Origin of the sequence: Lentilitoribacter sp. Alg239-R112 (assembly GCF_900537175.1) — a bacterium.
Lineage (GTDB): Bacteria > Pseudomonadota > Alphaproteobacteria > Rhizobiales > Rhizobiaceae > Lentilitoribacter.
In genome coordinates, this window is the sequence record NZ_LS999833.1 from 175,883 (window position 1) to 198,354 (window position 22,472).

Here is a 22,472-nt window from a genome sequence, read left to right on the forward strand (position 1 = left end):
CCCTGTCGGAATATTGATCAACGCAACACCAAAAATCGCAGCGGCAATGCAAACTCAATCCATGCAACATGTCTGGAAGATGTGTTCATGTTTGATGTATTTTCCGGCTGTCATCTGGTGCTTGGTCACGGTCGAACATCCCATAATCGCGGATAATGCTTGCCACTCTTAAACGGTAATTTGCGAAAACACCCCTTCTTCCCTTCATTTGCGCACCCCGATGCGCGTTCAGTGTTCGCCAAGCTGAAACGGCTTCCTCATTTTCAAAGAAAGAGAGCGATAATAACTTTGAAGGGTCAGTTAAACTTTGAAAACGTTCGACAGAAATAAAGCCATCAATCCTCTCCAATAATGGTCGCATGTCCGCCGCTATATCCAGATATTCTTGTTTTCGCCCTTCTGCGAGCTGCACCTCAAAAATTATAGCGATCATGATTGCACCAACGAGCCGTGTGGTGCAGAGGATAGTTTAAGAAACGTACGATCTTCCCGCAGCAGAAACTTCTCTTTTTGCGCAAACGCGTAGTTTTCTTTGCCAAGTGGGTCATCTGAAAGTCTTGCTCGATATGCTTCGTAAGCTGCCAGGCTTTCAATATTATAAACACCATAAGCCAGAGAGCTTGATCCTTCATGAGGTGCGTAATACCCAATCAAGTCTGCACCGCATCGAGGAATAGCCTTACCCCAATTTCGAGAATATTGCTCGAAGAGTGCTTTTTTGTTGGATCAATGTGGTAACGAATAAAACATGTAATCATATTGTGTGTCCTTAATTTACAAAGACACATTTACACGTTGCAAGTTCTAAATGCTTCGATTAGTATCGAACTATGAAAGAAGGCCCTGACATAGCACTCCTCGGCTCGTTGATCGGTGATCCCGCACGTGCCAATATTCTGACCGCTCTGATGAGTGGCAAGGCGCTTACGGCGAGTGAACTTGCATCTGAAGCTGGTGTAACCGTTCAAACGACAAGTTCCCATTTGAAAAAATTGCAGGATGCAAAACTTCTCAAGCAACGCAAACAAGGACGGCATCGCTATTTCGAATTGGCTAATGAGGATGTTGGTGGCGTGCTTGAAGCTATGATGGGACTTGCTGCCAAACAAGGTCTGCTTAGAACAAGAACAGGCCCCAAGGACCAAGCTTTAAGAAAAGCTCGTATCTGCTACAATCACCTTGCAGGAGATCTGGGTGTGCGACTGTATGACAGCATGATCGCAAATGGGCAGTTAAAGGAGCTTGACGATGATGTTCAGCTCACATCAACGGGTGAACAATTTATGGTAGATAATGGTATCGATATCGCTGCCATTACCCTAACGCGCCGCCCGCTTTGTAAATCATGCCTGGATTGGAGTTCACGTCGAACACACCTTGCAGGGGCGTTGGGAACCGCATTTTTGCACCACTTTTTTCAGATCGGATGGGCATCACGAAAAGATAATTCGCGCATCATCAAATTCACGCAAAAGGGTGAAAAACAATTTCTTAAAATGTTCCCACTATAGCGAGATGTAAAGTATCACACTAACGGATACATGCCCTCACCCGAAACTCTTCATATAATCTTGCAAGGTCACCCCAAAATTTCGCTTGAAAGCGCGGCGCATACGTTGAACATCGCCGAAACCTGATTGAGCAGCGACTTGTTTGAGAACCAAGTTCTCTGCGAGTAACTCGCGTGCTTTATCCAGACGTACTTGCTCTACAAATTCGACCGGAGACATGGATAAACGAGCCTGGAACTTACGGGTGAGTGTTCTGGCATTCATCCCAATAAACTCCGCCATCTGCTCGAGTGTCCAATTGTTGCGTGGATTGCTGGTAATCTGCATGGTGAGTGGTTCAATGCTGCTCTTCTGCGCTTGATCGACCAACTTAACCTCTTTATCACCACGCTCCATCGCCTGATACTGGTCGATGAGGTGGTTTGAAAACTGGCTTTGACCACCGCTTCGCTTGAAATAAACCACGAGTTCCTGCGCCACGCCGAGGGCAACTTTTGCGCCTAAATCCTGGCCGATAATGGAGAGCGCAAGGTCGATACCCGTTGTTACACCAGCGGAGGTATAGATGTCTGATTGATCGAGATAAATTTTATCTAGATCCCAATCAACTTTCGGAAAATCTTGCAGCACCTGAGATTTACGACCCCAATGCGTCGTAGCTTTACGACCATCTAGAAGGCCAGATTCAGCTATTAACAAAGCACCTGAACATATTGATAATATGCGATTTTTCTTTTTTGTACTTTGCCAATTTGCGATAATATCCGCAAGTCGCTTATCACCCAAATAATTATCAATGTCATTGCCGCCTGGAATGAGTAGATCATGCCCCAATTGGTCATATTCGAGCGTTCCATCAGCATGGATCTGCATACCGCTACACGTTTTCACAGGTTTGCCATCCAATGATAAATAGCGATGATCGTAGAACGAATTACCATCGATATAAGCGTTTGAAAATGCTTGAACGGGTCCTGCGACATCTAACAGGTTCATCCCATTGAAAATGAAAACATCTATAGTGCGACGAACCGGAATATCGTGGGCCAGAATAGCGCGGGCAGGAATTTCGCTGGAAAGATCAGATCGTTCTTTTTGATTGTATTTGTCCATTTTTGATGCTCATTTTCAGTTTCAGACAAAATTTAAATAGATTATGAATGGAATTGTCAAACTGAAAAGGATGGTGTTTTATGAGTGATCTGGCACAAAACGCAACTCAAGACGAGACATTTGAAAACAAAGGTAGTTTTGTTTTAATTCTCATCGCGGCCGCTATTCTAGGCTCTGCAATGCCGATGTTAATTGTGCTGGGAGGATTGGCCGGATTAACGCTCACCCCTCACCCGACATTTTCCACATTACCGCCATCTACACAAATGCTCGCAGGTTTATTTGCGGCAGCGCCAATCTCCTACCTTATGGGTAAAAAAGGGCGTAAAGCAGGATTCTTAATTAGTGCGGGCTGTGCTGCAGTGGGTGGATTGTTAGGTGGCTTTGCCATGATGACATCGCAATTCTGGTTGCTGATTTTGGCGCACATGTCGCTTGGTGCGGCACTGGTTGGTCTGAATTATTTTCGCTTCGCCATCAGCGAAATTGTGCCAAAACATATGCAGTCCATTGCGATATCATTTATTTTGGCAGCGGGCTTGATATCAGCTTTAATCGGGCCTGAAGTCTTCAATCAGACAAAGGATTTTCTTGCGCCTGTGCAATTTGCGGGCGCATATTTCGCAATTGTTCCCATCATTGTTCTGGGCGTTATTCCGGTTTTATTTACCCGTTTTGGCGATGTAAAAAACCAATCCGATGAGGATAAGAAGCTCGTTCTAGTGCGAGACGTTCTCAAACGCCGCCCTGTGCTGCTTGCGGTTCTTGCAAGCTGCATTTCAGGCGGCATCATGATGCTGTTAATGACACCAACACCACTTGCCATGACCCATCATGGCCATAGCGAACTTGAAGCAAGCTCAGTGATAAAATGGCATGTTATAGCCATGTTTGCGCCCAGCTTTTTCACAGGCTGGATCATCAAACGTATGGGGGTGATCAACGTAATTTCCATTGGCATGGTACTGCTTGCGGGAGCTAGCGCACTGGCCATCGCCGGTGTTTCTTTGCATCATTTCTATGGTGCATTGATCATTCTGGGTATTGGTTGGAATTTCGGTTTCATTGGTGCAACAACACTTTTGGCGCAGTCGCTGGAACCGCATGAACGCGCCAAAGTGCAAGGGTTTAATGACACCGCACTTGCCCTGTCATTTACCGTTGCCAGTTTTTCATCCGGCGCTCTGGTCACAAGTTTTTCATGGGAAGTCGTCGCCCTTGCCGCCTTGCCCGTTTTAATCGTTATGTTAGTGTTGCTGGTGTTCTTACGCAAAGCGGGGCAAAGCGCGATCTAAGCCAGAAAATTATATGATCAATATTGAAGTGTGTTGATTGTCAAAATTTGACATAGTGACCCGTTCCGGCGCTTGGATGCGCCAGTTCAGGGTAATATTTGATGTTTGAAATCGGTTTTCTGGCTAATAAATCTTAGCCGCTGAAGAAAAATTACCGGTCAGCCTTGTTCTGGATTTTTTGTTCCAGGCGTTCAATCGCGCTTAGTATCTGATCAAACTGGTGACCATGATTACGCGAACGTTCCTCAAGCACCATCACCCGAGCCCGCAACATAAAATGCGAACCAGCAACGCCAACCACCATAACAAGAATATATAACAGGTCTTTTATCTCAATTTCCATTATACTGCCCACTTGCAAATCTTGCTCGTTTTTCAAACGGTCTGGTGAGGAAATAAGCGCCGAAGATAATCATTTGCAGTTGCCAAAATTCTGACGACAGTGCATCGGTTACCCCAAGGCCCAACGCCTTATCCCAAAGAATAATCTTGCCATTATAGATCACAAAAGGTGCGGCAAATGCGGGCCTAATCCAGCGCGTCATCCAGCTCCCCTGCTCTGCAATCAAAACCGCCTGCTGTGCATGCAAGTACGCAATGCGCTTATCCGCCTCAATTCGAACTTCGTTATTTTGTGCATTTAGTTTTGCGCTGTAAGCATCATTGAGTTGCTGCCCAATGGCAGCTATGCCGCCGCCAGCCAGCCATGACAGGATTTTAGCGATCATTTTCATTCCTTTTACTCATTGCGTGCGCCAAATGGCGTTGTCGTTATCGAGCGTAGATAGAGATTGATGACGGCAATGAAAATTGCATATGGCGCTTCATAATGATCGGGCAGGATGTCCAGCACCTCGCTCATTTCAAGAATTGGCATTGCAGCCAATCCTGCATTTACGAGCACAGTTCGATAGCCTTTAAGCTTGCTGAAATAGATTTTTTTCATAAGTTACATCCCGTTTTAAAACAGTGCTTAGATTTTATTCCAAAAGACGATTATTGCTGATCCTAAGGCTGCAAAAACGATAGCAATCAGGCTAGCTCTATCCTTCTTTGAAGAGTGTGTTATTGGCGCTGCGGTGAGCTTCTGCGCGCTCATAATAGGCAATGTCATGCGGCGTCCTTTGGACCATTCCACTTTGCCAGACTTCGTTGCTGCATAGACATTAACAACGCCATTACTGGAATATTTTCCATCAAAGAACAGGTTACACTCCTTCTGGCGGCGGGAGATTATCTCTTTAGGTTTACGCCAGTTCATGAATGATTTTCGCGCCTGTTTTATCTGGCCTGCATTGAACTGCCGAACCCATGAAGCTCTATGGATTGCACCGGTATTAAAATCAAAAGAAACAGCTGCATCAAACTGGCTTTGGGTCAGCTTTGTCGTGAATGCTTTTCTGACCCGCACCTCGAATTTCAAGACATCGCGTGCAAATATATCCATCACTTCTTTGAGTGATAAATTGCGATGCAAAAAGCGGGGATCAGGGTGCCCTGCACTGGCTGTATGGCCAATACCCACAGTCCAAACACCCACACTATCCTTATATCGAGACGTGACGATACCTTCATGGGATGCGATTTCCGCAAGCCCCTGTGATGAGGTCTTCATAATGTTCTCCAAATTGTATTTAGATTATCTAGGCAAAATCAGCGCACTGAATGGTCGGTATAACCTTTTCCCATCGCTTTTCGCACTGCGGTCCACCAAAGTGTGACCCAAAACAATATCCAGGCCCACCAGGTCGATGTTCCGCGCGAGATCGCAGCACGTCGGAACTCTGATGAGGCAAAAGCAACATCATGGCCATGTTTTAAGAGTTCATCATGCACAGCTGCGGCTAAAAGCACTGCCCTGTCATGCGGGCTTTGCAGCCACTCCAAATACCAGGGAACAGAAATATCGAAGACCGTGCCTTCCGGTATGGTCAGCTCCCACCCGGAGTTGATCGCTCCAACTTCCCAGCAGATTGGGGCATTTAGCCGATATAATTTGTGTGAGTCTTCAACAAGATCAAAATCTTCAAAATATGTAAATCTGCTCATAATGCCATTTCTATGTGAATTTTATACCAAACGCCAGCTATGTATTCTCAGATACTGATGTGACGTGATCACACGACAAAACATGATTGATGCCCTGCAAATTGCAACCCGTTACAATTTTTAGTTGCCATAACGCGAACTCGCTCGTATTGGGATTTACAACGTTGCAAAAGCCGCATAGAAGGCATTTTTAGTAACAAATGATTCCGCGAGAAACTCCATGACAACAACATCCATAACCGGAACATCCATAACCGGACATGTATTTATTGCCACCAGCTTGGATGGCTTTGTGGCGCGTAATACAGACAACCCAGAGACCAAGCTCGACTGGCTGATGAAACAGGACACGGTTGGCGAAGACCATGGCTATGATGATTTTATCGAGAGCGTCGATGGTCTGGTGATGGGCCGCGGCTCATTTGAAACGCTCCTTGGTTTTGAAGGTTGGCCCTATAGCAAACCTGTTATTGTGGTCAGTCAATCACTTGCCAAAAGCGATATCCCGGATGAACTTTCCGATAAGGTTGAACTGGTCAATCTCACCCCGCATGAAATTATGGATATGCTCGACAAGCGCGGTTGGAAGCGCGCCTATATTGATGGCGGCAAACTTATTCAAAGTTTTATCCAACAAGGCCTAATCGAAGACATTACTCTCACCCGTATCCCCATCCTGATCGGCTCCGGCATTTCGCTTTTTGGCGACATTGACCAGGATATCGATTTAGAGCTTAAATCCGTTAAAGCATTTGAAAGCGGCCTCGTCACAAGCGTTTATGGGTTTGCTTGATTACTAACTATATAGGACTTGACATATATTAGATCAGTCTTATATCAATGATCCATGTCACTTCGCCATGCAATATTGGGGCTTTTGGCCCACAGCCCAATGACGGGATATGATTTACGAAAATCTATCGCGCAATCGGTTGGGCATTTCTGGACCGCAGATCAGGCACAAATCTATCGCACCCTTGCCTCATTGGTGCAGGACAATTTGGTGAGCGTGGAAACCCTTCACCAAGACGATAAGCCCAATCGCCGTTTGCATTCGATCCTGCCAACAGGTGAAGTTGAATTAAATGATTGGCTCAATACTCCTTTACAGCATGTGCCCATACGCGAGCCATTTTTACTCAAAATATTCCTCGGCGGCAGACAAGGTTCCGGCTCTATTTTAAAATTGCTGCGCAGCAGGATTGATGAGGCCGACGAAATGATAGCCACTCTGACAGCAATCAGGGCGCATTTTAACAATGATAGCCCACCTGATTTGCAAACACGCTTACACCTTGCAACGCTGGAAAATGGTCTTGCCCATGCGCGTGCAGAACGTGAATGGGCGCACAAACTAAGTCTTGAAATTCAATCAGAGTTTGATAATGAATAACATACCCACAGCCAGTGGTGCGCGGATTGCTATCTTTACTATCTGCGTTGTAGCACTCGGCAATATTTTTGGCCTGAATTACCAAGCCTTACAAGGTATTGGCGGGCTTTTGTTTATTCTCAGCCCTGCCCTTATAACAATCATCATGCGCACATTCACAAAAGATGGCTGGGCAGATGCCGGGTTTGGTTATCGGCGCGGGCAGGTCAAAATATTACTTGCAGCGCTCCTGCTGTTCCCCTTAGTTTTCTTTTTTGCCATTGCAAGCGGCACAGCTCTCGGGTTTGTTCAGTTCGAGCCCGATGCATTTAAAAATCTGACCATCGCCATTTTAACCGGCGTACCCATGTTCTTGCTTTTTGCGATCAGCGAAGAATTTGCCTGGCGTGGTTATTTAGAACCCAAACTAGCAGCACTGGGGATGACTGCGCTACCAAGGCACTTATTGGTTGGGCTTATCTGGTCCATATGGCACATAGGTTATGTCATTTCAGAAACCAGCCAAAGCACCCTGCCCCCACTTTTATATGCCTTGCTTTTCCTGATATCCTGTTTTGCGATGGCTGTAATTTATGGCCAATGGCGGGCAAAAACCGGAAGCTTCTGGCCAGCAGCAATCGCACATTGCATGGCCAATAGTTTAGCATGGCCATTGCTCACACCTGAGATCATCAAAGTCGACGCCCCCTTGTGGTTTGCCGCACGTCCCGAAGGTTTTGTTGCACTGGCAACCCTGTGCCTGCTTGCAGTCATAATGTTTGTCCTGCGCAAGAACGGCACTTAATGACACATACTCCGAACATCATGCATTTCGGCAACAGAAAGCTCGCTGACCCGCGGCATCTTCAATTCTTCATTGTTCATATTGGGAGTTCCTTAATGGTCCAAATCTTGCGCGCCTCTGCCTAATCAGCAGCTCTACGTGCGATGTTGGACTGATAAGACAGGCAATTCTAATTTGTGGCGAGTGGCGCTGAGGGCCAAGTTTTATTGTGACGATGAACGACGGTCCCTGCGAGCCAAGCTCGGTTTTTTTACTTATTCTAATTGCAACGAACTATAAATCATGACATGAATTTTGCTGAGTAGCGAGAGGCTCAAAATGGACTCTAGATTTATCATAATGCTCATAGTTGCTGCCTGTTTTTTGGCCTATGCAGCGGCTGAATGGGGCTTAGAATGGCTATTTGCCAGTAAGCACGACAAACCAAAACTCAATTCAATCTACATTCTAAGTTCATTCTTGGGCACTATTGCTATCCTAATACTCACTTTTTTTGAGTTTTATGTTCTTATGGCTATCGTAATAGGACTCGCGATAATTATAATCACGGTCAAAAAATGGTATGGACAGATAAAGTAATTTTTTATTCGCTATTTTATCGAACAGAAACCCCATGACCAACTTCACAATCCGCCGCGCAACGCTCAAAGACACACAACCCCTCACCTCGTGCATTGATGCTGCCTATGCGGGTTTTCTTGCCAAGGGCATTGAATTGCCACCTGTGTCAGAGGGTGTTGGGGACGATATTACCAACAACATTGTCTGGGTCGCTGAGAAGAATGAATGGATCATCGGTGGGCTTATCCTTGTTGTAAACTCTGATCATGACCAATCTCATGCAGCAAAGCTTGCCAATATTGCCGTGCATCCATCGGCTGGCGGGCTTGGCATTGGTCGCGCTTTGATTACGACATGCGAGCGGTATGTGCGCGATCTTGGCCTCAGTGAATTGCATCTGGCCACCCATACGGACATGCCGGAAAATGTGGCGCTTTATGAACATCTCGGCTGGCACGTGACGGGCGCAGAAGGCAATAAAATCTTTATGACGAAAGCTTTAATCTAGTGCCCCGAACGCGGAAGCGTTCGCAAGCACGACGGTGCGTCCGAGCTAATGTGAGGCGTCCCGCACAGCGAAGCGCTTTTCAGCGCGACAGCGTGAGCGGAAAACGAATTGCAAATCACTCCTGACAGAAATTGACACTTGATCGGACTAGATAGGTTTCACCAACGGATGGCAGCGCCTGACGCTCAAAGCGAAGCGCACCTATCGTTTGATACATGTTAACCTATAAGGCCCTACCCATGAAAATGAATTACGCCGTTCTTGGAACAAATAATCTCAAAGCTTCCGTCCAATTCTACGACGCACTTTTTGCGCAAACAGGCCCGAAACAGATATTTTCGACCGAGCGAATGACCTATTGGCAAGACGAAGATGCCAGCTTTACATTTGCTGTGGCAGAACCTTTTGACCAGCAACCGGCCACCCATGGCAACGGCAGCATGCTTGGCTTTAAAGTCGGTTCCAGCGAAGACGTCACACGGCTTCACAAAATGGTTCTTGAGCTGGGCGGTAAAAGCGAGGGCGAACCCGGTCAGCGTGGACCTTTATTTTCCGCCTATGCCAGAGATTTGGATGGAAATAAAATAAGTTTCTACGCTTGAAGCGTGATGCCTTGATCGACACTTTCGCTATCATATCCTTTTATACCCCGACGACCTTCCCTGTCAAGTAAAATATGAATATTTTCCTATTTGTATTTTTGTTTAAAAGAACCAGAGACTTAGAATTTTTGTGCATTAAAACCCAATTGAGCGCTGCAATATTTACCTTTTATTAACTATGAACTCCTAGAAAACACCTGTTATTTCTATTAGAGCTAGATTGCGCTAAGCAACTGTTATAAAATGGCTTTTCGGGAGGAATAACCTTAACAATTTGAGCAGCTCCGCGGGTGCGATTTTGCTTGATTCACAATCTTAGCTCTCCCGGCTAAGCGATTCAAAAGACTCATCTTTTGATCGCGATTATATATGCGCAAAAACGAACGCCGCTCACCGCAAACAGATTAACAAAAATTGCGACAATCAAGAATAAGCGCATGAATCAATATATGAACTTTTTCCTGCAAACCGTTCAATTGATTCATCAAAGCCCCCATCGCCCTACAAATGTATGTTTAGGGGGCTCTGACAGGTATTACCTACCTAAAATGACATCATCATAGCCACAAACAGGTATCCCGCCATGGCATATAGCGGCAACAATGTCAGGCTCATGAATATGCCACGCAGGTCGGTATTGGCGGCAAAATAGCTATAGGTATAGGCCAGACGCGACACACCAAAGCAAACCGACCAGACCAGAACCAGATAGGCGGGCGGCGAAACCAGCAGTGTCAGCCCTGCCAGAATAGCAAAATAAACGGTGTTCTCTGTCGTATTGCGATGGGCATTGTGCCGGCGCTCAAGCGCATCCCAACCCGCTTGTGCTGCATCTGCTTTTTCGCGGTTTTTCTCGGCCCATTCTTCCGGTGTGGTCAGCAGACCATGGTCAATCCGGGTCAGCTCAGTGCTCGTCATCAGCCATGTGTGATTGGCCAACAGCAGTACCGCTGCGATGATGATGCCGATAATGCTCAGCTTATCGGGCATTGCCACTGATATGGGATCAAAACCGAAGGCCAGCCAGTTCACCACCATGCCAATGAAGATTAGCGCAAATGGATAACCAATGACCATCTTACGGGCCTTCGAGTTGCTATCTTCCTGTTCCGGCGTTTGTTTTAGCATGCACCCCTCCCGCAAATAGTTTTTGTTCGACATAATTTTGGTAAAGTTAGGTATGAAGGCGGATAAAAACAAGGTGTGAGTGCTGATCAAGTCAGCAAGAATTGTCAAACCACGGCTGTTGATTTGCAAATTCTGGGTGGTATTTTAGCACGATGATTGATCCACCATTTGCCAGTGCCGATGTTGAAGCTGCGTTTAATGCGTTTCCTGAACCGGAGCGTAAAGGGCTATTGAAGCTGCGTGCGCTTATTTTCAAAACGGCTGCACAATCGCCAGAGGTTGGCACAATTGAAGAGACGCTAAAATGGGGGCAGCCATCTTATCTCACACCTGAAACAAAATCAGGGTCGACCATTCGGCTGGGCATGCCCAAAACTGGTGGTTTTGCGATTTATACCCATTGCCAGACCACGCTGATTTCAGACTTTCAAAACCTGTTTCCCGATGATTTTGCCTATGAAGGAAATCGCGCCATCCATTTTGACAATGAAGGCGCGATCCCGGCCCCAAAGCTGCAGATGTATATCCGCGCTGCCCTGACCTATCACCTGAAGACATAGCCAACCCAACACGATAAACGTGGAGAAAGCGTACATCAGGCAGTATGGCATCAATTTTGGGGTTTTGTCGGCGCGCCGCTCCACAAAGCGTCGCGCCTAAACCAGCTACACTACTTGTTAAACGTGCTGGCTTAGTAAATGACAGATAGTCATCAGTGGTCTTTTATTCAATAAACATAAAACCAACTATCTATCACGTTTAAGTCATACAAAGCCTGATTACTGCGAGAAAGCCTTAATGCCATCTCCCAAACCAATCTTACATGTCGCCTTAAGTGGCACCCACATGCTCTTTTGGTACTCGCCATTTGCACCCTTAGCGAACAGGCGATATTTGGTGTCAATTGCCTGATGAATGCCGAGATCCTGCGCAATTGTCAGCACATAGCCATTACCAGTTTTTACAGCATTGGCGGTTTTCAATGCGCCCGGGCCTTGCCCTTCGCGAGCAAAGAAATAGTCCACCGGGCCGGCTTTATTTGTTTTAACCCATGCTTTCAGCTTGCCTGTTTCAGGACACAGATTTGTCTTTGGAGATTTGATCGCAAGTGTAACATCCATCACCTTCATAGCGGCCTCTTGCGGCGCTTTAATCTGATCTGCTCTTGCTGATGCAATGTTACCTGCAAGCGCGGCACCAATAACTGCGACTTTTATTACTTCTTTGATGATTGCTTTTCTTGTCATCGTGTTCATATTATCACCCTCCATGTAATCAAGCATCAAATTGTGATGCAATAATGGTGTTTTACGAAAAGCAGCTTGAACCATTCCTGAAAGGCATATTCATTTTGCGTTCATCTTAAAAAACCAGGGATGCACGACTATATTGCGATAAACAGATGCTTGCACAGGAGTTGGCGGTATGAGCGCGAATATGAAACATATCATCTTGCTATTTATTTTGGGATTTATCGGGGTTTTGTCGGCACTCCCCCTCATCTCACAACTGCTAGCGCTTCAACCAGCTCCGCCGCCGCTATCTATTGAGATAATTCAAGTTATATCCGTTGCGCAATCGTCCGTATTGCTGCTGCTTATGGTTTGGCTTGGTTCTGTTTTTTCCCCAAAAACCCGCCTGACCTCGCCCGTCATTTCTGCTATCATTCGCTCGGAAGACGCAATTGCAGCACTAAAACCACAAATCCTGCCTGCACTTATTGGCGGCATTATTGGTGGTGTGTTTATTGTTATCTTCCTTGGCATATTATCAGGCTCCCTACCCGCAGATTTTCTCAGCGCTGGCGAAAAGCTCAAATTGCCTTGGTACACTAGAATATTATATGGCGGCATTACCGAGGAACTGCTTATCCGCTGGGGACTGATGTCATTTATTGCGTGGGGCGCATATCGCATAACGCAAAAGAACGGTGCAGATATTGCCCCGCATAACTATGTACTGGCGATCATAATCTCATCGCTGATATTCGGCCTTGGCCATCTGCCTGTTGCATCTGCATTGACGACCACACTCACAGCACCCCTGATTACCTATATTATTTTAGGCAATGCCGCTTTTGGCATTATCGCCGGGTATCTTTATTGGAAACGCGGGCTGGAATGCGCAATGGGTGCACATATGATTGCGCATCTTACTATGATGATGGGTGAAGGTTTTATGTGATCTGTCACACAACCAATTCAGTATTGAATACGCGAATAGAGCACACGCCACTCCAAAGGGTCATCGGGTTCGCGCCGGTCATCATCGCTTTGATTATCTTGAAACCAAGCCTGAAATGCTGTTTGGTCTGGTTCCACACCTATGTCTTCGATGAAATGTCCGCCGTTTGAAAACTTAAATTCGAACCCGCGTAATGCAATATTGCCTTGTTGCCTTACGGCAATCAGGTCGGAATGAACACGTTCACGTTCACCCCTTGTCATTCTTCCATCATTGTTAGCACGATAGGTTTTGGCCACTTCTAATAATGGACCGAATGTGTTTCGTGGGACAAGGACATATTGCAGTCGCACCTCATATTCGAAATCATCATCCTGAAACGCCACCATGTATCTGGGATGTACGGACCCTTCATTCTGTAATGGCAAAATAGCTATTCGCTTCACATGCCCATCACCATCTTTGCGGCTGAATTTGAAACCTGACAAAAAAATCTCGCGCGTTGTGTCTTCGCGCTCAAGCCGCAAAATGCACTCGCCTCGGCAGTTTCTTCGAATAACGAAGCGCTCTTCCGTACCTTCTGGCATTCCCGTTAACCAGACAAAACCATCGGAAAAATCATCGCTATTTTTATCCTCGAGCCAAAACTCAACAGAATCGCGGCCATGTAAGAAGCCAAAATTCCTTACCTTGTGGCCGCCGCGCGTATTAAGCCGAAACCCTGCCAGACCAAAAACGCGGCTTCCTCGGTAACATCTTTGCGGCCAAGAGCGCGATGCGCGCCCTTCTATTCGATCCAAACTTTGTTCACCAAAGCTTTGCGAACCATTCCCCGCATTGAGATATAAGCGACACACATTGCCTGTGGGCATGCTGGCGCGGCATGCTGGATGATCATCGCAATTTGCAGGCTGCGCCTGGGCTGCGGGTGTAATATTTGATGCATGTAATCCTATAAACAGCATGGCGGCTATTGCACAAACAGCAAACAAACGTGAAAACGAAATATAAATCATTGCTTTAGACCCTATCCAGTTAACAATGCCCCCGCACAAAACTTGGCCCGCATCACAACTATGGCGATTTTGTCGTATTTTGGCAAGAAAGCCATCCGCAACCGAAAAACATACCAATTAGAGCCAAACAATCTGATTGCGCAAATCTTTCGCTTTCAAATTGCTTTTTGCAACGCTAAAACTACGCTATCGCTCTCAAACCAATATGTGAATTAAGTCAGCGGAACTCGTATGCTTTCAAAAATCATCATCATCCTGCTTGGCATCACACTTTTGATCATGTTTGCCTTTATGGAAAAGCGCCTGAATGCAATATTTAAAGGCAGAAGCAAACTTTTCTACATCGGCACAGCCACCGCAGGCTTGGCAATCTTGGCGATCATAAACCTGTTCGATCTGATATATATCCTAATCGGCCTCGTGATAATTGGCGCCCTCATTGCCATAGCGCCGTGGCTGGTTGATCGATGGCCGCGGCGGTGAAGAATATTGGGTAAACCGCACCCAATTCTGATATTGAAACTGGTCGCAATAATGGCTCTGTCGAGATGATGAAGAAGCTTGATGAATGAATTAAGAAAATAACCATCGCACGAAACAGATCAGTGCCATTACCGAAAGTTTTGCCGTCTGTTAAGCAGTGTATAGCCGCCCTGAATCGGATAAATAGGAATAGATGTTTTTGGGCCGAGATTGAAGTCACGAACGCCAAAAGAGAGTTCTGTTCAACAGCCGAAAGCAGAGCTAGAACTATATGACAAGCATTGTTGAAAATGGCCCATTGCAGTCATTTTTCGATTTTATACACATAGCAATCAATAATTCATTGAGATATCACGAACTGATTCTCTTACCATCAATTCAGACTCAATTTTAATTCGTGTGATACCGCTCTTTGAAGTGACTGATAGACCGCCACATAGTAAATCCGCAGCGGTCTCAGCTATGCGTTGCGCTGGCATTCGGACTGTTGTTAGACTCGGTTCCATGTGTGATGAGCCTCTAAAGTCGCCGATACCAATTATCGAAATATCATCTGGAATAGCAATATTGATAGATTGGCAGGCATAAACAGCACCTTGCGCAATCACATCATTGCCACAAATAATAGCGGATGGTCGCTCTTTCATAAGAATTTCCATAATCGCCCGCTTGGCTTCACCAATATCATAACGTGTTTGAATGAAACGATGATGGGCAAGTTCATCAGGCGAAATTCCTAATGCAGACATGACACCATTAAGACGGTCCTCTGCGCGATCATTTGCCTTCGTCGGCGGAAATACTAGGGCGATATCATGATGACCCATCTTGGTCAGGTGTTTTGCCGCCCTATATCCAACTTCGAAATTATCTGCACCCACACAAGGGATGGATGAGTTTTTACGATAGTTCCATGCAGCCAGTACTGGAACTCCACGCGCAGCCAACATTTCTAGAGGCGCTTTTTCATGTTCAACACCAATGAGCGCCACACCATCAATACGTCGATCTAAGAGCGATTTAACAATCCCCACCTCCAGCGATGGGTTATAGCCATGAGCTGCAATCAACATAGTTCTGTCGTGGGTTAACAGCCGCGATGAAAAGGCTTGGATCAACTCGGCAAAAATTGCATTGTCGATTGTCGGGACGATTAAGCCAATTGTACCTGAGAAACCATGGTGTACGCCGCCTTCCATGCGGGCTTTATAATAGCCAAGGTCTTTTGCCGCTTGCTCAATCAGCTTGCGGGTTTTACCCTTTACGATCTCTGGTTCATTGAAAAAACGCGACACCGTGGCTGGTGATACACCCGACCTTTTCGCAACTTCAATAATGCCTGGGGCACCTTTCCTCGACCGTGCGCGCATATCATTTTCCCTGATTTTATTGTGTTATTTTAAGTAAATGAAAACATTTGCATTTTTAATTTCATAAACTAACCTGACGTATGAAGCAAATCACAAAGAATTTGCAGTAAATTGGATATATCTATTTTTATATTCTGGGGAGGATATTAGAGATATGGAGTTTTTGGGATATTTCGGGGGCGTATTTGAGCCTTTGTCATTTTTACTTTTGCTGGTCGGCACAATCGGTGGGTTGATACTTGGCGCAACGCCGGGTCTATCTCCCACTATGGCAGTAGCACTTTTAATCCCCTTCACATTTCAGCTTAGCCCAACCCAAGGCCTTATCCTGCTTGGCGCTGCCTACACGTCGACAGTTGCCGGTGGTGCGGTGAGCGCGATCTTACTCAAAATTCCTGGGGCGCCAGCTAATATTGCCACAGCACTCGACGGTAATGAAATGGCAAAACGCGGAGAAGGCGCGCGCGCGCTTCATTTATCTTTTATTTCCTCCGGTATAGGTGGCATTATTGGGGTGTTACTGCTCGTCTTCCTCACGCCTGTTCTTGCTCAATGGGCACTTAGTTTTGGTCCATCACATCTGTTTTGGATCGCAATATTAGGTGTTACCGTCATTGGTTCGTTGGATTCCAAGAGTTTTGTGAAAGGGCTGTTATCAGGCTGTATTGGCCTTTGGCTTTCACAAATCGGCTATGATGAGATTTTGGGTAATGAGCGCTTCATCTTCACTGACGCACTGACAGGCGGCATCCATATCATCCCAGCCCTCATTGGCCTTTTCGCGATCCCACAAATCATGGAAATGCTGGCCAAGGGCCGTAAAAAACTGACGATTGATGCATTGGAAGTGCCTAAACATCCGATCTCAGCGTCATTTAAAGAAGTAGTCAGCTCAAAACGTGCTTTGACGATTGGCACGGTGGTAGGCTCAATTATCGGGTTAATACCGGGTGTGGGGGGGCAGATTGCGGGTTTGGTCGCTTATGATCAAACTCGCAATTTCTCACCACACAAAAAGAAGTTTGGTACAGGTCATAGTGAAGGCGTGATCGCTGCTGAAAGCGCCAATAACGCGATGGTTGGTCCTTCTCTTGTACCACTGCTTACCCTTTCAATCCCCGGCAGCCCAACGGCTGCGGTGTTGCTCGGCGGGCTTTTGATTCATGGAATTTTTCCTGGATCGGATATTTTTGATAATCATCCAGAAGTAATATGGACCTTTATCAACTCGATGTTGCTTGGCCAAATCCTCATGGTGATCTTTGGTATCTACACTGCCGCGTGGGCAGCCAAAATTGCTAAGGTTCCTATGCCAATTATGGCTGCAGCCGTTACCGTGCTTGCTCTCTTTGGTTCATATTCAGTGCAGCAAAGCATGGGTGATGTGCACATCATGTTGGTGCTAGGTCTTGGAATGTGGGTATTAGAGAAGTTCGGCTTCTCCGCAGCACCCCTAGTACTTGGTCTTATCTTGGGACCAATTGCTGCTGATTACTTTGTCAACGGCTCGATGATTGCAGCAGCACAGGATGGTCCTTGGGTTTATTTCTTCCAAGGTCCGCTCAACCTCGCGCTAGTCGCGCTGGTGATTGCATCCATCGCCTACTCATTCTGGAACAATATGCTGAAAGCTTCGTTCAATAACGCCGAAACTTCGGAGAAGGGTGTAGAATAATGACACAAAACCGACTTCAGCATATCATCCCCGGCGGGCTGATCTTAGCGCTTGCCCTGACCGTTGCCTGGCTTAGTTTCACGCAAGAACCGGCAGAAAGCTTTTTGTTCCCGCGTCTCATATCAAGTGCTTTTGTTGGGCTTGCCATATGGAACTTTTTGCGCGCTGTTCTTGGCCTTGCTAAAGTTGGTCGTGGCATTTCGCTGGAAGTAGCAAAAAACATTACACCCGGCATTGTGCTTATTATCATTTATGCGTTTTGGGCCGCCAAAGGGCTTGGTTTTTACACCGCATCCACACTCGCATTCTTTGTTCTTTATTCATTATATGATCCAACGCCATTGGGAAGCGTTAAAGACTGGATCAAAAGAGCAATTGTAACAGTCGCATTCATGCTGGTCATGTATGGGCTATTTTCCATACTGCTACAGGTGCAAACACCTCGCGGTATTAATTTCTAACGTTTTCAATTGGGAGGAAAACACATGAAGACTTTACTAAAGACAATAATGATTGCAGCGGCGGCAACGACGCTTTCATCCATAGCTATTGCAGAAAATTTTCCAGATCGTCCAATCGGTGTCGCCGTATCCTACGGTGCTGGTGGTGCGACTGATTTCCAAGCGCGTATCGTCACCATGGTTGCCGGAAACGAAGACCTATTTGGCCAGCCAATGTATATCCTCAATAAACCGGGTGCAGGTGGCCGAAAAGGTTGGAACTGGTTTGCAACAGACGCTGATGCCGATGGTTACACACTTTCCGCTTACAACATTCCTCACTTCATCGCTCAATCTATCAAGGGTGGTGTGAAATACTCAGCGGATTCATTTGAACCTATCGCTAACTGGGGTGCTGATCCTGCCGTTGTAGTTGTGGGTAAAGACAGCAAGTTCAACACAATGGAAGAGCTAGTTGCATTTGCGAAAGAAAATCCGGGGAAAACAACAACATCAGGCGCCGGCCTTTTTGTGGGTCACCACATTGCGGCGCTACAGATTGAAAAAGCTTGCGAATGCAAAATCGCATACATACCAACAAAGGGTGGTGGTGCTGCGGCTATGAAGGCTGTGATCGCGGGAGAAGTAATGGCCGGCGTGAACAATTTGTCCGATGCTTTCCGCGCACAACAAGCAGGCAATGTAAAAATTCTTGGTGTTGCAGATCTTGAGCGGAATGAGTTTTTGCCGGATGTGCCGACATTAAAAGAAGCTGGTCTAGATGTTGATAATTCATCCGTGAACTTCCGTGGTTTGATGGCGAAAAAAGGTACACCACCGGAAGTGATTGAAGCACTTGCGGCAAAAGTGCCTGAGATGTTCAAGCATTCTCGTGTTGCATCGCGCATGAAAGCTGGCGGTTCGCCAATGCACATCATGACACGCGATGAAGTGAAAGCCATGTGGGCTAAGCGCGAAGAGACGCTTAAAGAGCTTCTAGCTGGCCTATAAGCAGACTTAAAGATGATCAAAGGCGCGATGTTTGTGCCTTTGATCTCAAATTGATAAAGGAAGATAGCATGAATGCCATAGATGAGCTTGCAAGCGTTGAAGCAATTGTCGCAAGCGCACGCAAAGCACAGTTGGACTTCGAGAAAAATGGCTCTCAATCCCGCTATGATATGGCAGCGAGTGCCGCCGCTTGGGCAATTATGGAACCTACTCGCAACAAAGAACTTGCAGAACTTGCTGTCCAAACGACAGGGTTAGGCAATGTGGCAGATAAAATCACAAAAAATCACCGTAAAACCTTGGGGCTCATGCGGGATATTATACCAGTAAAAACATTCGGCATAATCTCCGATGATGCTACGTCCGGCATAACAGAAATTGCACGACCAATCGGCGTGATTGGCGCCGTGGTGCCATCTACTAATCCGGCTGCAACACCTGCAAATAACATTATCAACGCGCTTAAATGCGGTAATGCTATCGTGCTTTCGCCATCACCAAAAGGTGTGACCTGCTGCGAGCGTTTACTCGAATATATCCATACCGAATTTGATAAAATCGGCGAAGATAAAAACCTTGTCCAAATGGTCTCTGCTCCTGGCTCAAAAGAAAAGACACAAAAACTTCTCGAGATTTCCGACTTGGTTGTAGTCACCGGATCACAAAACAATGTCAAACGCGCCTATACATGCGGCACACCAGCCGTGGCCGTTGGCGCGGGCAATGTGACAGTGATCATAGATGAGACTGCAGATCTGAAGTCCGCAGCGGCGAAAATTGCCGCATCAAAAACCTTTGACAATGCCACCTCTTGTTCGTCCGAAAATGCCATAGTTGTTGTAGACGCGATCTTTGATGACTTCATGAAGGAGCTTGATGCAGCAGGTGGGCGCTACACCCAAGATGATCAATCTGTTGTCGCAAAACTTTGGCCAGATGGGCATCTCAATAAAGATGTGATCGCGCAAGATGCAGACAAAATGTTGGCGGCGCTTGATCTTGATAACATCGACACAGATGGAGCAGAATTTGTCGTTGTGGAAACCAATGGCATTGGCCCATCTCATCCGCTTTCAGGTGAAAAACTAAGCCGTGTATTGTCTCTCTATCGTGCGTCCGATTTTGCAGAAGCGATTGAGATTACAGCCAAAATTCAAACTCATCAAGGTGCGGGTCATTCTGTTGGACTTCACAGCAAACTTGACGAGCGCGCCCATGCTTTGGCCATTGAAATTCCATCTTGCCGTATCATCGTCAATCAAGCGCATTGCTTTGCGACGGGTGGTGCATTTAACAACGGCATGCCGTTCTCGCTCTCGATGGGGTGCGGCTCATGGGGTGGTAATTCAATCGATGATAATTTGCATTGGAAGCACTTCATGCAAACGACGAAAATCGTGAGAGAAATCCCGAACAACGAGCCAAAAGTCGGCACTATTTTTGAGAATTATTGGGCAAAGGTCGGCAAGTGATGTTTGCAACAAATACGTCGCCTCAAGGCACAATAAGGACCTGGCTTAATCATCGCGCAAATTCTGATGGAGTTGCATTTACCTTCCCTGATGGTGAGGATGATCTAACTTGGTCAGAGCTGCAATCAGCCGCTATTAGCATCGCCTCAGATTTAACTACAAACGGCGTGCAAAAAGGTGAAAGCGTTGCAATCATCTACCCAAATTGCCGTGATGCAGTTTTGGCCATATACGGCACATTCTATGGCGGGTTTCGCGCCACGATGATCAATCTCGTTGCGGGAAATGATGCAATTTCCTATGCACTTGAACATTCAGAAGCGCGCATTGCTTTCGTCCATGATAACGCGTTAGAGCTGTTTGAAGCGACAAAAACAGATAATTTGACATACCTTGATCTCAACCCAAATGCGAACCAGATCGATTTATATGACTTAACGACTGAAGACGATGCTTTGTTGATGTACACATCAGGTACAACAGGCCGCCCAAAAGGCGTGGTGCATAGCCAATCAAGCCTACTTGCTGGTGGTTGGACTACCGCCGTGGCACACGAGCTTAACGCACAGGATCGCGGCTTTTGTGTACTGCCGATATACCACATCAATGGACTATGCGTATCGATGATGGGTGCACTTGTGTCAGGCGGCTCGATCTCAATGTGCTCGAAGTTTTCCGCAAGTCGGTTTTGGCAAAATTCTGAACAAACAAAAGTCACATGGTTTTCAGTTGTGCCAACCATTGTCAGCCATTTATTACATGGTAAAAATGAGCCAACTGCAGAAACTAAAGCCCGCATTCGGTTTGGTCGTTCAGCCTCATCTGCACTCGCACCAGATGTGCAATCGGCATTTGAACACAGATTTGGTATCCCCATTGTTGAGACAATGGGATTAACGGAGACCGCTGCGCAAATCTTATCAAACCCGCTGCCGCCAGCGACGCGCAAAATCGGTTCCCCCGGTATCGCGTTTGGGAATGAGATCAACATCTTCAATACAAATTTTGAACCATGTGAGCCGAATATCGAGGGCGAAATTGTGGTTAAAGGCCCCAATGTTATGCGAGAATATTTGAAAAATCCTGATGCTACGCGAGATAGTTTCGCAGGCGATTGGCTGCGCACAGGTGATTTGGGGCGAATGGATGAAGATGGTTATATTTTCGTGACTGGCCGCCTTAAAGAACTGATCATCAAAGGTGGTGAAAACATCGCACCGCGTGAAATTGATGAAGCGTTGTATAGCCATCCTGATGTAGTAGAAGCCGCTGCTTTTTCGGTTAAATGCGAGCGTTATGGTGAGACAGTGGAAGCAGCAGTCAAGCTCTCAGAAGGTTCAAAAATTGATGCAGATATGTTGCAAGATATCTGTCAACAAAAACTCGGAAATTTTAAACGACCTGATAAAGTACACATTATGCAAGACCTCCCCAAAGGACCATCAGGTAAAATACAGAGAGCAAAAATTAGTGCACTATTATAATCAGTGGTATGTCTGCTTCTGTGTATGTTTCCGGATGCCTATGCGTGATTTTTCGGCGCGTTTGATTTCTCTCGTTTGGCATCGGGAAACGTCCAATGGAGGAAATCGCGGGAGTTTTGGTTGGACTTTCAGCGGTTTTTGTCTATGGGGATTTCAGGTTTTGAGTGTAGCGTTTAAGCTGGGACATTGTAGCTTTATCGACCGCTGATGTTGTGTGAATGATTACCTGGGCTGTGGCCTTTGGTATTTCTTGCCTATTTTTGATCCTAATTTGGTAGAGCGTTTGTACGTATGCTGCCTGATCCCCGGCTTTATTCAATAGAAGATTTATGCCGCCCGACATTGTCTGACAGTCAATTCTTATTGGAATGATATTTGTATGTTGCATCATAT

General features: G+C 46.2%; 27 protein-coding genes and 1 pseudogene. 15 read left to right on the top strand and 13 right to left on the bottom strand.

The annotated features are described in order from the left end of the window. Nucleotides 1-85: 85 nt before the first annotated feature. Together G3W54_RS01035 and G3W54_RS01040 are read right to left on the bottom strand one after the other, a co-directional pair. Nucleotides 86-433: an antibiotic biosynthesis monooxygenase gene (locus G3W54_RS01035; protein WP_162651306.1), complete on the bottom strand. Its 348-nt coding sequence runs from the start codon at nt 431-433 to the stop codon at nt 86-88. Continuing rightward, nucleotides 430-758 (bottom strand): annotated as a pseudogene (locus G3W54_RS01040) (NIPSNAP family protein). The gene G3W54_RS01035 and the pseudogene G3W54_RS01040 overlap by 4 nt, the downstream one beginning before the upstream one ends. A 72-nt stretch (nt 759-830) precedes the next feature. On the opposite strand from G3W54_RS01040, the gene G3W54_RS01045 reads away from it, so the two are divergent. Further along, nucleotides 831-1,511 carry a winged helix-turn-helix domain-containing protein gene (locus G3W54_RS01045; RefSeq protein WP_162651307.1) on the top strand — a complete coding sequence of 227 codons (681 nt, stop codon included), beginning with the start codon at nt 831-833 and terminating at the stop codon, nt 1,509-1,511. A gap of 36 nt (nt 1,512-1,547) precedes the next feature. On the opposite strand, the gene G3W54_RS01050 is transcribed toward G3W54_RS01045, so the two are convergent. After that, complete coding sequence (locus G3W54_RS01050) at nt 1,548-2,624, bottom strand: helix-turn-helix domain-containing protein (protein ID WP_162651308.1); 1,077 nt, start codon at nt 2,622-2,624, stop codon at nt 1,548-1,550. 80 nt (nt 2,625-2,704) lie between these two features. On the opposite strand from G3W54_RS01050, the gene G3W54_RS01055 reads away from it, so the two are divergent. Beyond that, nucleotides 2,705-3,919 (top strand): MFS transporter, encoded by a 1,215-nt coding sequence (locus G3W54_RS01055; protein ID WP_162651309.1) that lies wholly within the window; start codon nt 2,705-2,707, stop codon nt 3,917-3,919. A gap of 151 nt (nt 3,920-4,070) precedes the next feature. On the opposite strand, the gene G3W54_RS01060 is transcribed toward G3W54_RS01055, so the two are convergent. From G3W54_RS01060 to G3W54_RS01080, 5 genes are read right to left on the bottom strand one after another with little or no spacing between them, the layout of a single operon-like run. Continuing rightward, entirely contained in the window at nt 4,071-4,262 is a 192-nt protein-coding gene (locus G3W54_RS01060) for a hypothetical protein (RefSeq protein WP_162651310.1), read from the bottom strand. Continuing rightward, entirely contained in the window at nt 4,252-4,647 is a 396-nt protein-coding gene (locus G3W54_RS01065) for a hypothetical protein (protein WP_162651311.1), read from the bottom strand. The genes G3W54_RS01060 and G3W54_RS01065 overlap by 11 nt, the downstream gene beginning before the upstream one ends. A gap of 11 nt (nt 4,648-4,658) precedes the next feature. Then, nucleotides 4,659-4,865 (bottom strand): hypothetical protein, encoded by a 207-nt coding sequence (locus G3W54_RS01070; protein WP_162651312.1) that lies wholly within the window; start codon nt 4,863-4,865, stop codon nt 4,659-4,661. 27 nt (nt 4,866-4,892) lie between these two features. After that, a complete protein-coding gene (locus tag G3W54_RS01075; RefSeq protein WP_162651313.1) occupies nt 4,893-5,534 on the bottom strand; it encodes a lysozyme in 642 nt (213 codons plus the stop codon). Nucleotides 5,535-5,572: 38 nt separating this feature from the next. Continuing rightward, the gene (locus G3W54_RS01080; RefSeq protein ID WP_162651314.1) at nt 5,573-5,968 is read right to left on the bottom strand and encodes a DUF1353 domain-containing protein; all 396 of its coding nucleotides are present in this window, start codon (nt 5,966-5,968) and stop codon (nt 5,573-5,575) included. A 220-nt stretch (nt 5,969-6,188) separates the two neighbouring features. Between G3W54_RS01080 and G3W54_RS01085 the strand changes: the two genes are divergently transcribed. The 5 genes from G3W54_RS01085 to G3W54_RS01105 all read left to right on the top strand — a co-directional run bounded on the left by G3W54_RS01085 (nt 6,189) and on the right by G3W54_RS01105 (nt 9,816). Further along, nucleotides 6,189-6,761 (top strand): dihydrofolate reductase family protein, encoded by a 573-nt coding sequence (locus tag G3W54_RS01085; protein WP_162651315.1) that lies wholly within the window; start codon nt 6,189-6,191, stop codon nt 6,759-6,761. Between the two features lie 54 nt (nt 6,762-6,815). Next, nucleotides 6,816-7,361 (top strand): PadR family transcriptional regulator, encoded by a 546-nt coding sequence (locus G3W54_RS01090; RefSeq protein WP_210253514.1) that lies wholly within the window; start codon nt 6,816-6,818, stop codon nt 7,359-7,361. Beyond that, nucleotides 7,354-8,145 (top strand): CPBP family intramembrane glutamic endopeptidase, encoded by a 792-nt coding sequence (locus tag G3W54_RS01095; RefSeq protein WP_162651317.1) that lies wholly within the window; start codon nt 7,354-7,356, stop codon nt 8,143-8,145. The genes G3W54_RS01090 and G3W54_RS01095 overlap by 8 nt, the downstream gene beginning before the upstream one ends. 613 nt (nt 8,146-8,758) lie before the next feature. Beyond that, complete coding sequence (locus G3W54_RS01100) at nt 8,759-9,214, top strand: GNAT family N-acetyltransferase (RefSeq protein ID WP_162651318.1); 456 nt, start codon at nt 8,759-8,761, stop codon at nt 9,212-9,214. A 239-nt stretch (nt 9,215-9,453) separates the two neighbouring features. Further along, entirely contained in the window at nt 9,454-9,816 is a 363-nt protein-coding gene (locus tag G3W54_RS01105) for a VOC family protein (protein ID WP_162651319.1), read from the top strand. A 543-nt stretch (nt 9,817-10,359) separates the two neighbouring features. On the opposite strand, the gene G3W54_RS01110 is transcribed toward G3W54_RS01105, so the two are convergent. Then, nucleotides 10,360-10,944: an MAPEG family protein gene (locus G3W54_RS01110; protein ID WP_162651320.1), complete on the bottom strand. Its 585-nt coding sequence runs from the start codon at nt 10,942-10,944 to the stop codon at nt 10,360-10,362. A 152-nt stretch (nt 10,945-11,096) separates the two neighbouring features. On the opposite strand from G3W54_RS01110, the gene G3W54_RS01115 reads away from it, so the two are divergent. Further along, the gene (locus tag G3W54_RS01115; protein ID WP_162651321.1) at nt 11,097-11,504 is read left to right on the top strand and encodes a DUF1801 domain-containing protein; all 408 of its coding nucleotides are present in this window, start codon (nt 11,097-11,099) and stop codon (nt 11,502-11,504) included. 219 nt (nt 11,505-11,723) lie between these two features. Here the strand turns inward: G3W54_RS01115 and G3W54_RS01120 are convergent, their stop codons facing one another. After that, a complete protein-coding gene (locus G3W54_RS01120) occupies nt 11,724-12,200 on the bottom strand; it encodes a hypothetical protein (RefSeq protein WP_162651322.1) in 477 nt (158 codons plus the stop codon). A 169-nt stretch (nt 12,201-12,369) separates the two neighbouring features. Here G3W54_RS01120 and G3W54_RS01125 point away from each other — a divergent pair, with 169 nt between their 5' ends. Further along, nucleotides 12,370-13,128: a CPBP family intramembrane glutamic endopeptidase gene (locus G3W54_RS01125; RefSeq protein WP_162651323.1), complete on the top strand. Its 759-nt coding sequence runs from the start codon at nt 12,370-12,372 to the stop codon at nt 13,126-13,128. 17 nt (nt 13,129-13,145) lie between these two features. Here the strand turns inward: G3W54_RS01125 and G3W54_RS01130 are convergent, their stop codons facing one another. Continuing rightward, nucleotides 13,146-14,144, bottom strand: a complete 999-nt coding sequence (locus G3W54_RS01130) for a hypothetical protein (protein WP_162651324.1) — start codon at nt 14,142-14,144, stop codon at nt 13,146-13,148. 231 nt (nt 14,145-14,375) lie between these two features. Here G3W54_RS01130 and G3W54_RS01135 point away from each other — a divergent pair, with 231 nt between their 5' ends. Next, entirely contained in the window at nt 14,376-14,627 is a 252-nt protein-coding gene (locus tag G3W54_RS01135; RefSeq protein WP_162651325.1) for a hypothetical protein, read from the top strand. Nucleotides 14,628-14,959: 332 nt separating this feature from the next. Here the strand turns inward: G3W54_RS01135 and G3W54_RS01140 are convergent, their stop codons facing one another. After that, a complete protein-coding gene (locus G3W54_RS01140; RefSeq protein WP_162651326.1) occupies nt 14,960-15,997 on the bottom strand; it encodes a substrate-binding domain-containing protein in 1,038 nt (345 codons plus the stop codon). Between the two features lie 154 nt (nt 15,998-16,151). Between G3W54_RS01140 and G3W54_RS01145 the strand changes: the two genes are divergently transcribed. The 5 genes from G3W54_RS01145 (at nt 16,152) to G3W54_RS01165 (ending at nt 22,079) form a co-directional block, all read left to right on the top strand. Continuing rightward, nucleotides 16,152-17,672: a tripartite tricarboxylate transporter permease gene (locus tag G3W54_RS01145; RefSeq protein WP_162651327.1), complete on the top strand. Its 1,521-nt coding sequence runs from the start codon at nt 16,152-16,154 to the stop codon at nt 17,670-17,672. Beyond that, complete coding sequence (locus G3W54_RS01150) at nt 17,672-18,133, top strand: tripartite tricarboxylate transporter TctB family protein (RefSeq protein ID WP_162651328.1); 462 nt, start codon at nt 17,672-17,674, stop codon at nt 18,131-18,133. The genes G3W54_RS01145 and G3W54_RS01150 overlap by 1 nt, the downstream gene beginning before the upstream one ends. A gap of 24 nt (nt 18,134-18,157) precedes the next feature. Next, nucleotides 18,158-19,123 carry a tripartite tricarboxylate transporter substrate binding protein gene (locus G3W54_RS01155; RefSeq protein ID WP_162651329.1) on the top strand — a complete coding sequence of 322 codons (966 nt, stop codon included), beginning with the start codon at nt 18,158-18,160 and terminating at the stop codon, nt 19,121-19,123. A gap of 68 nt (nt 19,124-19,191) precedes the next feature. Beyond that, on the top strand, nt 19,192-20,595 hold the full coding sequence (locus tag G3W54_RS01160) for an aldehyde dehydrogenase family protein (protein ID WP_162651330.1): 1,404 nt from the start codon (nt 19,192-19,194) through the stop codon (nt 20,593-20,595). Continuing rightward, nucleotides 20,595-22,079 (top strand): AMP-binding protein, encoded by a 1,485-nt coding sequence (locus G3W54_RS01165; protein ID WP_162651331.1) that lies wholly within the window; start codon nt 20,595-20,597, stop codon nt 22,077-22,079. Before G3W54_RS01160 ends, G3W54_RS01165 begins: the two co-directional genes overlap by 1 nt. 142 nt (nt 22,080-22,221) lie before the next feature. Here the strand turns inward: G3W54_RS01165 and G3W54_RS01170 are convergent, their stop codons facing one another. Next, nucleotides 22,222-22,470, bottom strand: a complete 249-nt coding sequence (locus G3W54_RS01170) for a hypothetical protein (protein ID WP_162651332.1) — start codon at nt 22,468-22,470, stop codon at nt 22,222-22,224. Nucleotides 22,471-22,472 lie beyond the last annotated feature (2 nt).

Coding starts and splice junctions, on each gene's coding strand:
- G3W54_RS01035 (WP_162651306.1), bottom strand. CDS start 433: ATGATCGCTATAATTTTTGAGGTGCAGCTCGCAGAAGGGCGAAAACAA.
- G3W54_RS01045 (WP_162651307.1), top strand. CDS start 831: ATGAAAGAAGGCCCTGACATAGCACTCCTCGGCTCGTTGATCGGTGAT.
- G3W54_RS01050 (WP_162651308.1), bottom strand. CDS start 2,624: ATGGACAAATACAATCAAAAAGAACGATCTGATCTTTCCAGCGAAATT.
- G3W54_RS01055 (WP_162651309.1), top strand. CDS start 2,705: ATGAGTGATCTGGCACAAAACGCAACTCAAGACGAGACATTTGAAAAC.
- G3W54_RS01060 (WP_162651310.1), bottom strand. CDS start 4,262: ATGGAAATTGAGATAAAAGACCTGTTATATATTCTTGTTATGGTGGTT.
- G3W54_RS01065 (WP_162651311.1), bottom strand. CDS start 4,647: ATGATCGCTAAAATCCTGTCATGGCTGGCTGGCGGCGGCATAGCTGCC.
- G3W54_RS01070 (WP_162651312.1), bottom strand. CDS start 4,865: ATGAAAAAAATCTATTTCAGCAAGCTTAAAGGCTATCGAACTGTGCTC.
- G3W54_RS01075 (WP_162651313.1), bottom strand. CDS start 5,534: ATGAAGACCTCATCACAGGGGCTTGCGGAAATCGCATCCCATGAAGGT.
- G3W54_RS01080 (WP_162651314.1), bottom strand. CDS start 5,968: ATGAGCAGATTTACATATTTTGAAGATTTTGATCTTGTTGAAGACTCA.
- G3W54_RS01085 (WP_162651315.1), top strand. CDS start 6,189: ATGACAACAACATCCATAACCGGAACATCCATAACCGGACATGTATTT.
- G3W54_RS01090 (WP_210253514.1), top strand. CDS start 6,816: ATGTCACTTCGCCATGCAATATTGGGGCTTTTGGCCCACAGCCCAATG.
- G3W54_RS01095 (WP_162651317.1), top strand. CDS start 7,354: ATGAATAACATACCCACAGCCAGTGGTGCGCGGATTGCTATCTTTACT.
- G3W54_RS01100 (WP_162651318.1), top strand. CDS start 8,759: ATGACCAACTTCACAATCCGCCGCGCAACGCTCAAAGACACACAACCC.
- G3W54_RS01105 (WP_162651319.1), top strand. CDS start 9,454: ATGAAAATGAATTACGCCGTTCTTGGAACAAATAATCTCAAAGCTTCC.
- G3W54_RS01110 (WP_162651320.1), bottom strand. CDS start 10,944: ATGCTAAAACAAACGCCGGAACAGGAAGATAGCAACTCGAAGGCCCGT.
- G3W54_RS01115 (WP_162651321.1), top strand. CDS start 11,097: ATGATTGATCCACCATTTGCCAGTGCCGATGTTGAAGCTGCGTTTAAT.
- G3W54_RS01120 (WP_162651322.1), bottom strand. CDS start 12,200: ATGAACACGATGACAAGAAAAGCAATCATCAAAGAAGTAATAAAAGTC.
- G3W54_RS01125 (WP_162651323.1), top strand. CDS start 12,370: ATGAGCGCGAATATGAAACATATCATCTTGCTATTTATTTTGGGATTT.
- G3W54_RS01130 (WP_162651324.1), bottom strand. CDS start 14,144: ATGATTTATATTTCGTTTTCACGTTTGTTTGCTGTTTGTGCAATAGCC.
- G3W54_RS01135 (WP_162651325.1), top strand. CDS start 14,376: ATGCTTTCAAAAATCATCATCATCCTGCTTGGCATCACACTTTTGATC.
- G3W54_RS01140 (WP_162651326.1), bottom strand. CDS start 15,997: ATGCGCGCACGGTCGAGGAAAGGTGCCCCAGGCATTATTGAAGTTGCG.
- G3W54_RS01145 (WP_162651327.1), top strand. CDS start 16,152: ATGGAGTTTTTGGGATATTTCGGGGGCGTATTTGAGCCTTTGTCATTT.
- G3W54_RS01150 (WP_162651328.1), top strand. CDS start 17,672: ATGACACAAAACCGACTTCAGCATATCATCCCCGGCGGGCTGATCTTA.
- G3W54_RS01155 (WP_162651329.1), top strand. CDS start 18,158: ATGAAGACTTTACTAAAGACAATAATGATTGCAGCGGCGGCAACGACG.
- G3W54_RS01160 (WP_162651330.1), top strand. CDS start 19,192: ATGAATGCCATAGATGAGCTTGCAAGCGTTGAAGCAATTGTCGCAAGC.
- G3W54_RS01165 (WP_162651331.1), top strand. CDS start 20,595: ATGTTTGCAACAAATACGTCGCCTCAAGGCACAATAAGGACCTGGCTT.
- G3W54_RS01170 (WP_162651332.1), bottom strand. CDS start 22,470: ATGATGCAACATACAAATATCATTCCAATAAGAATTGACTGTCAGACA.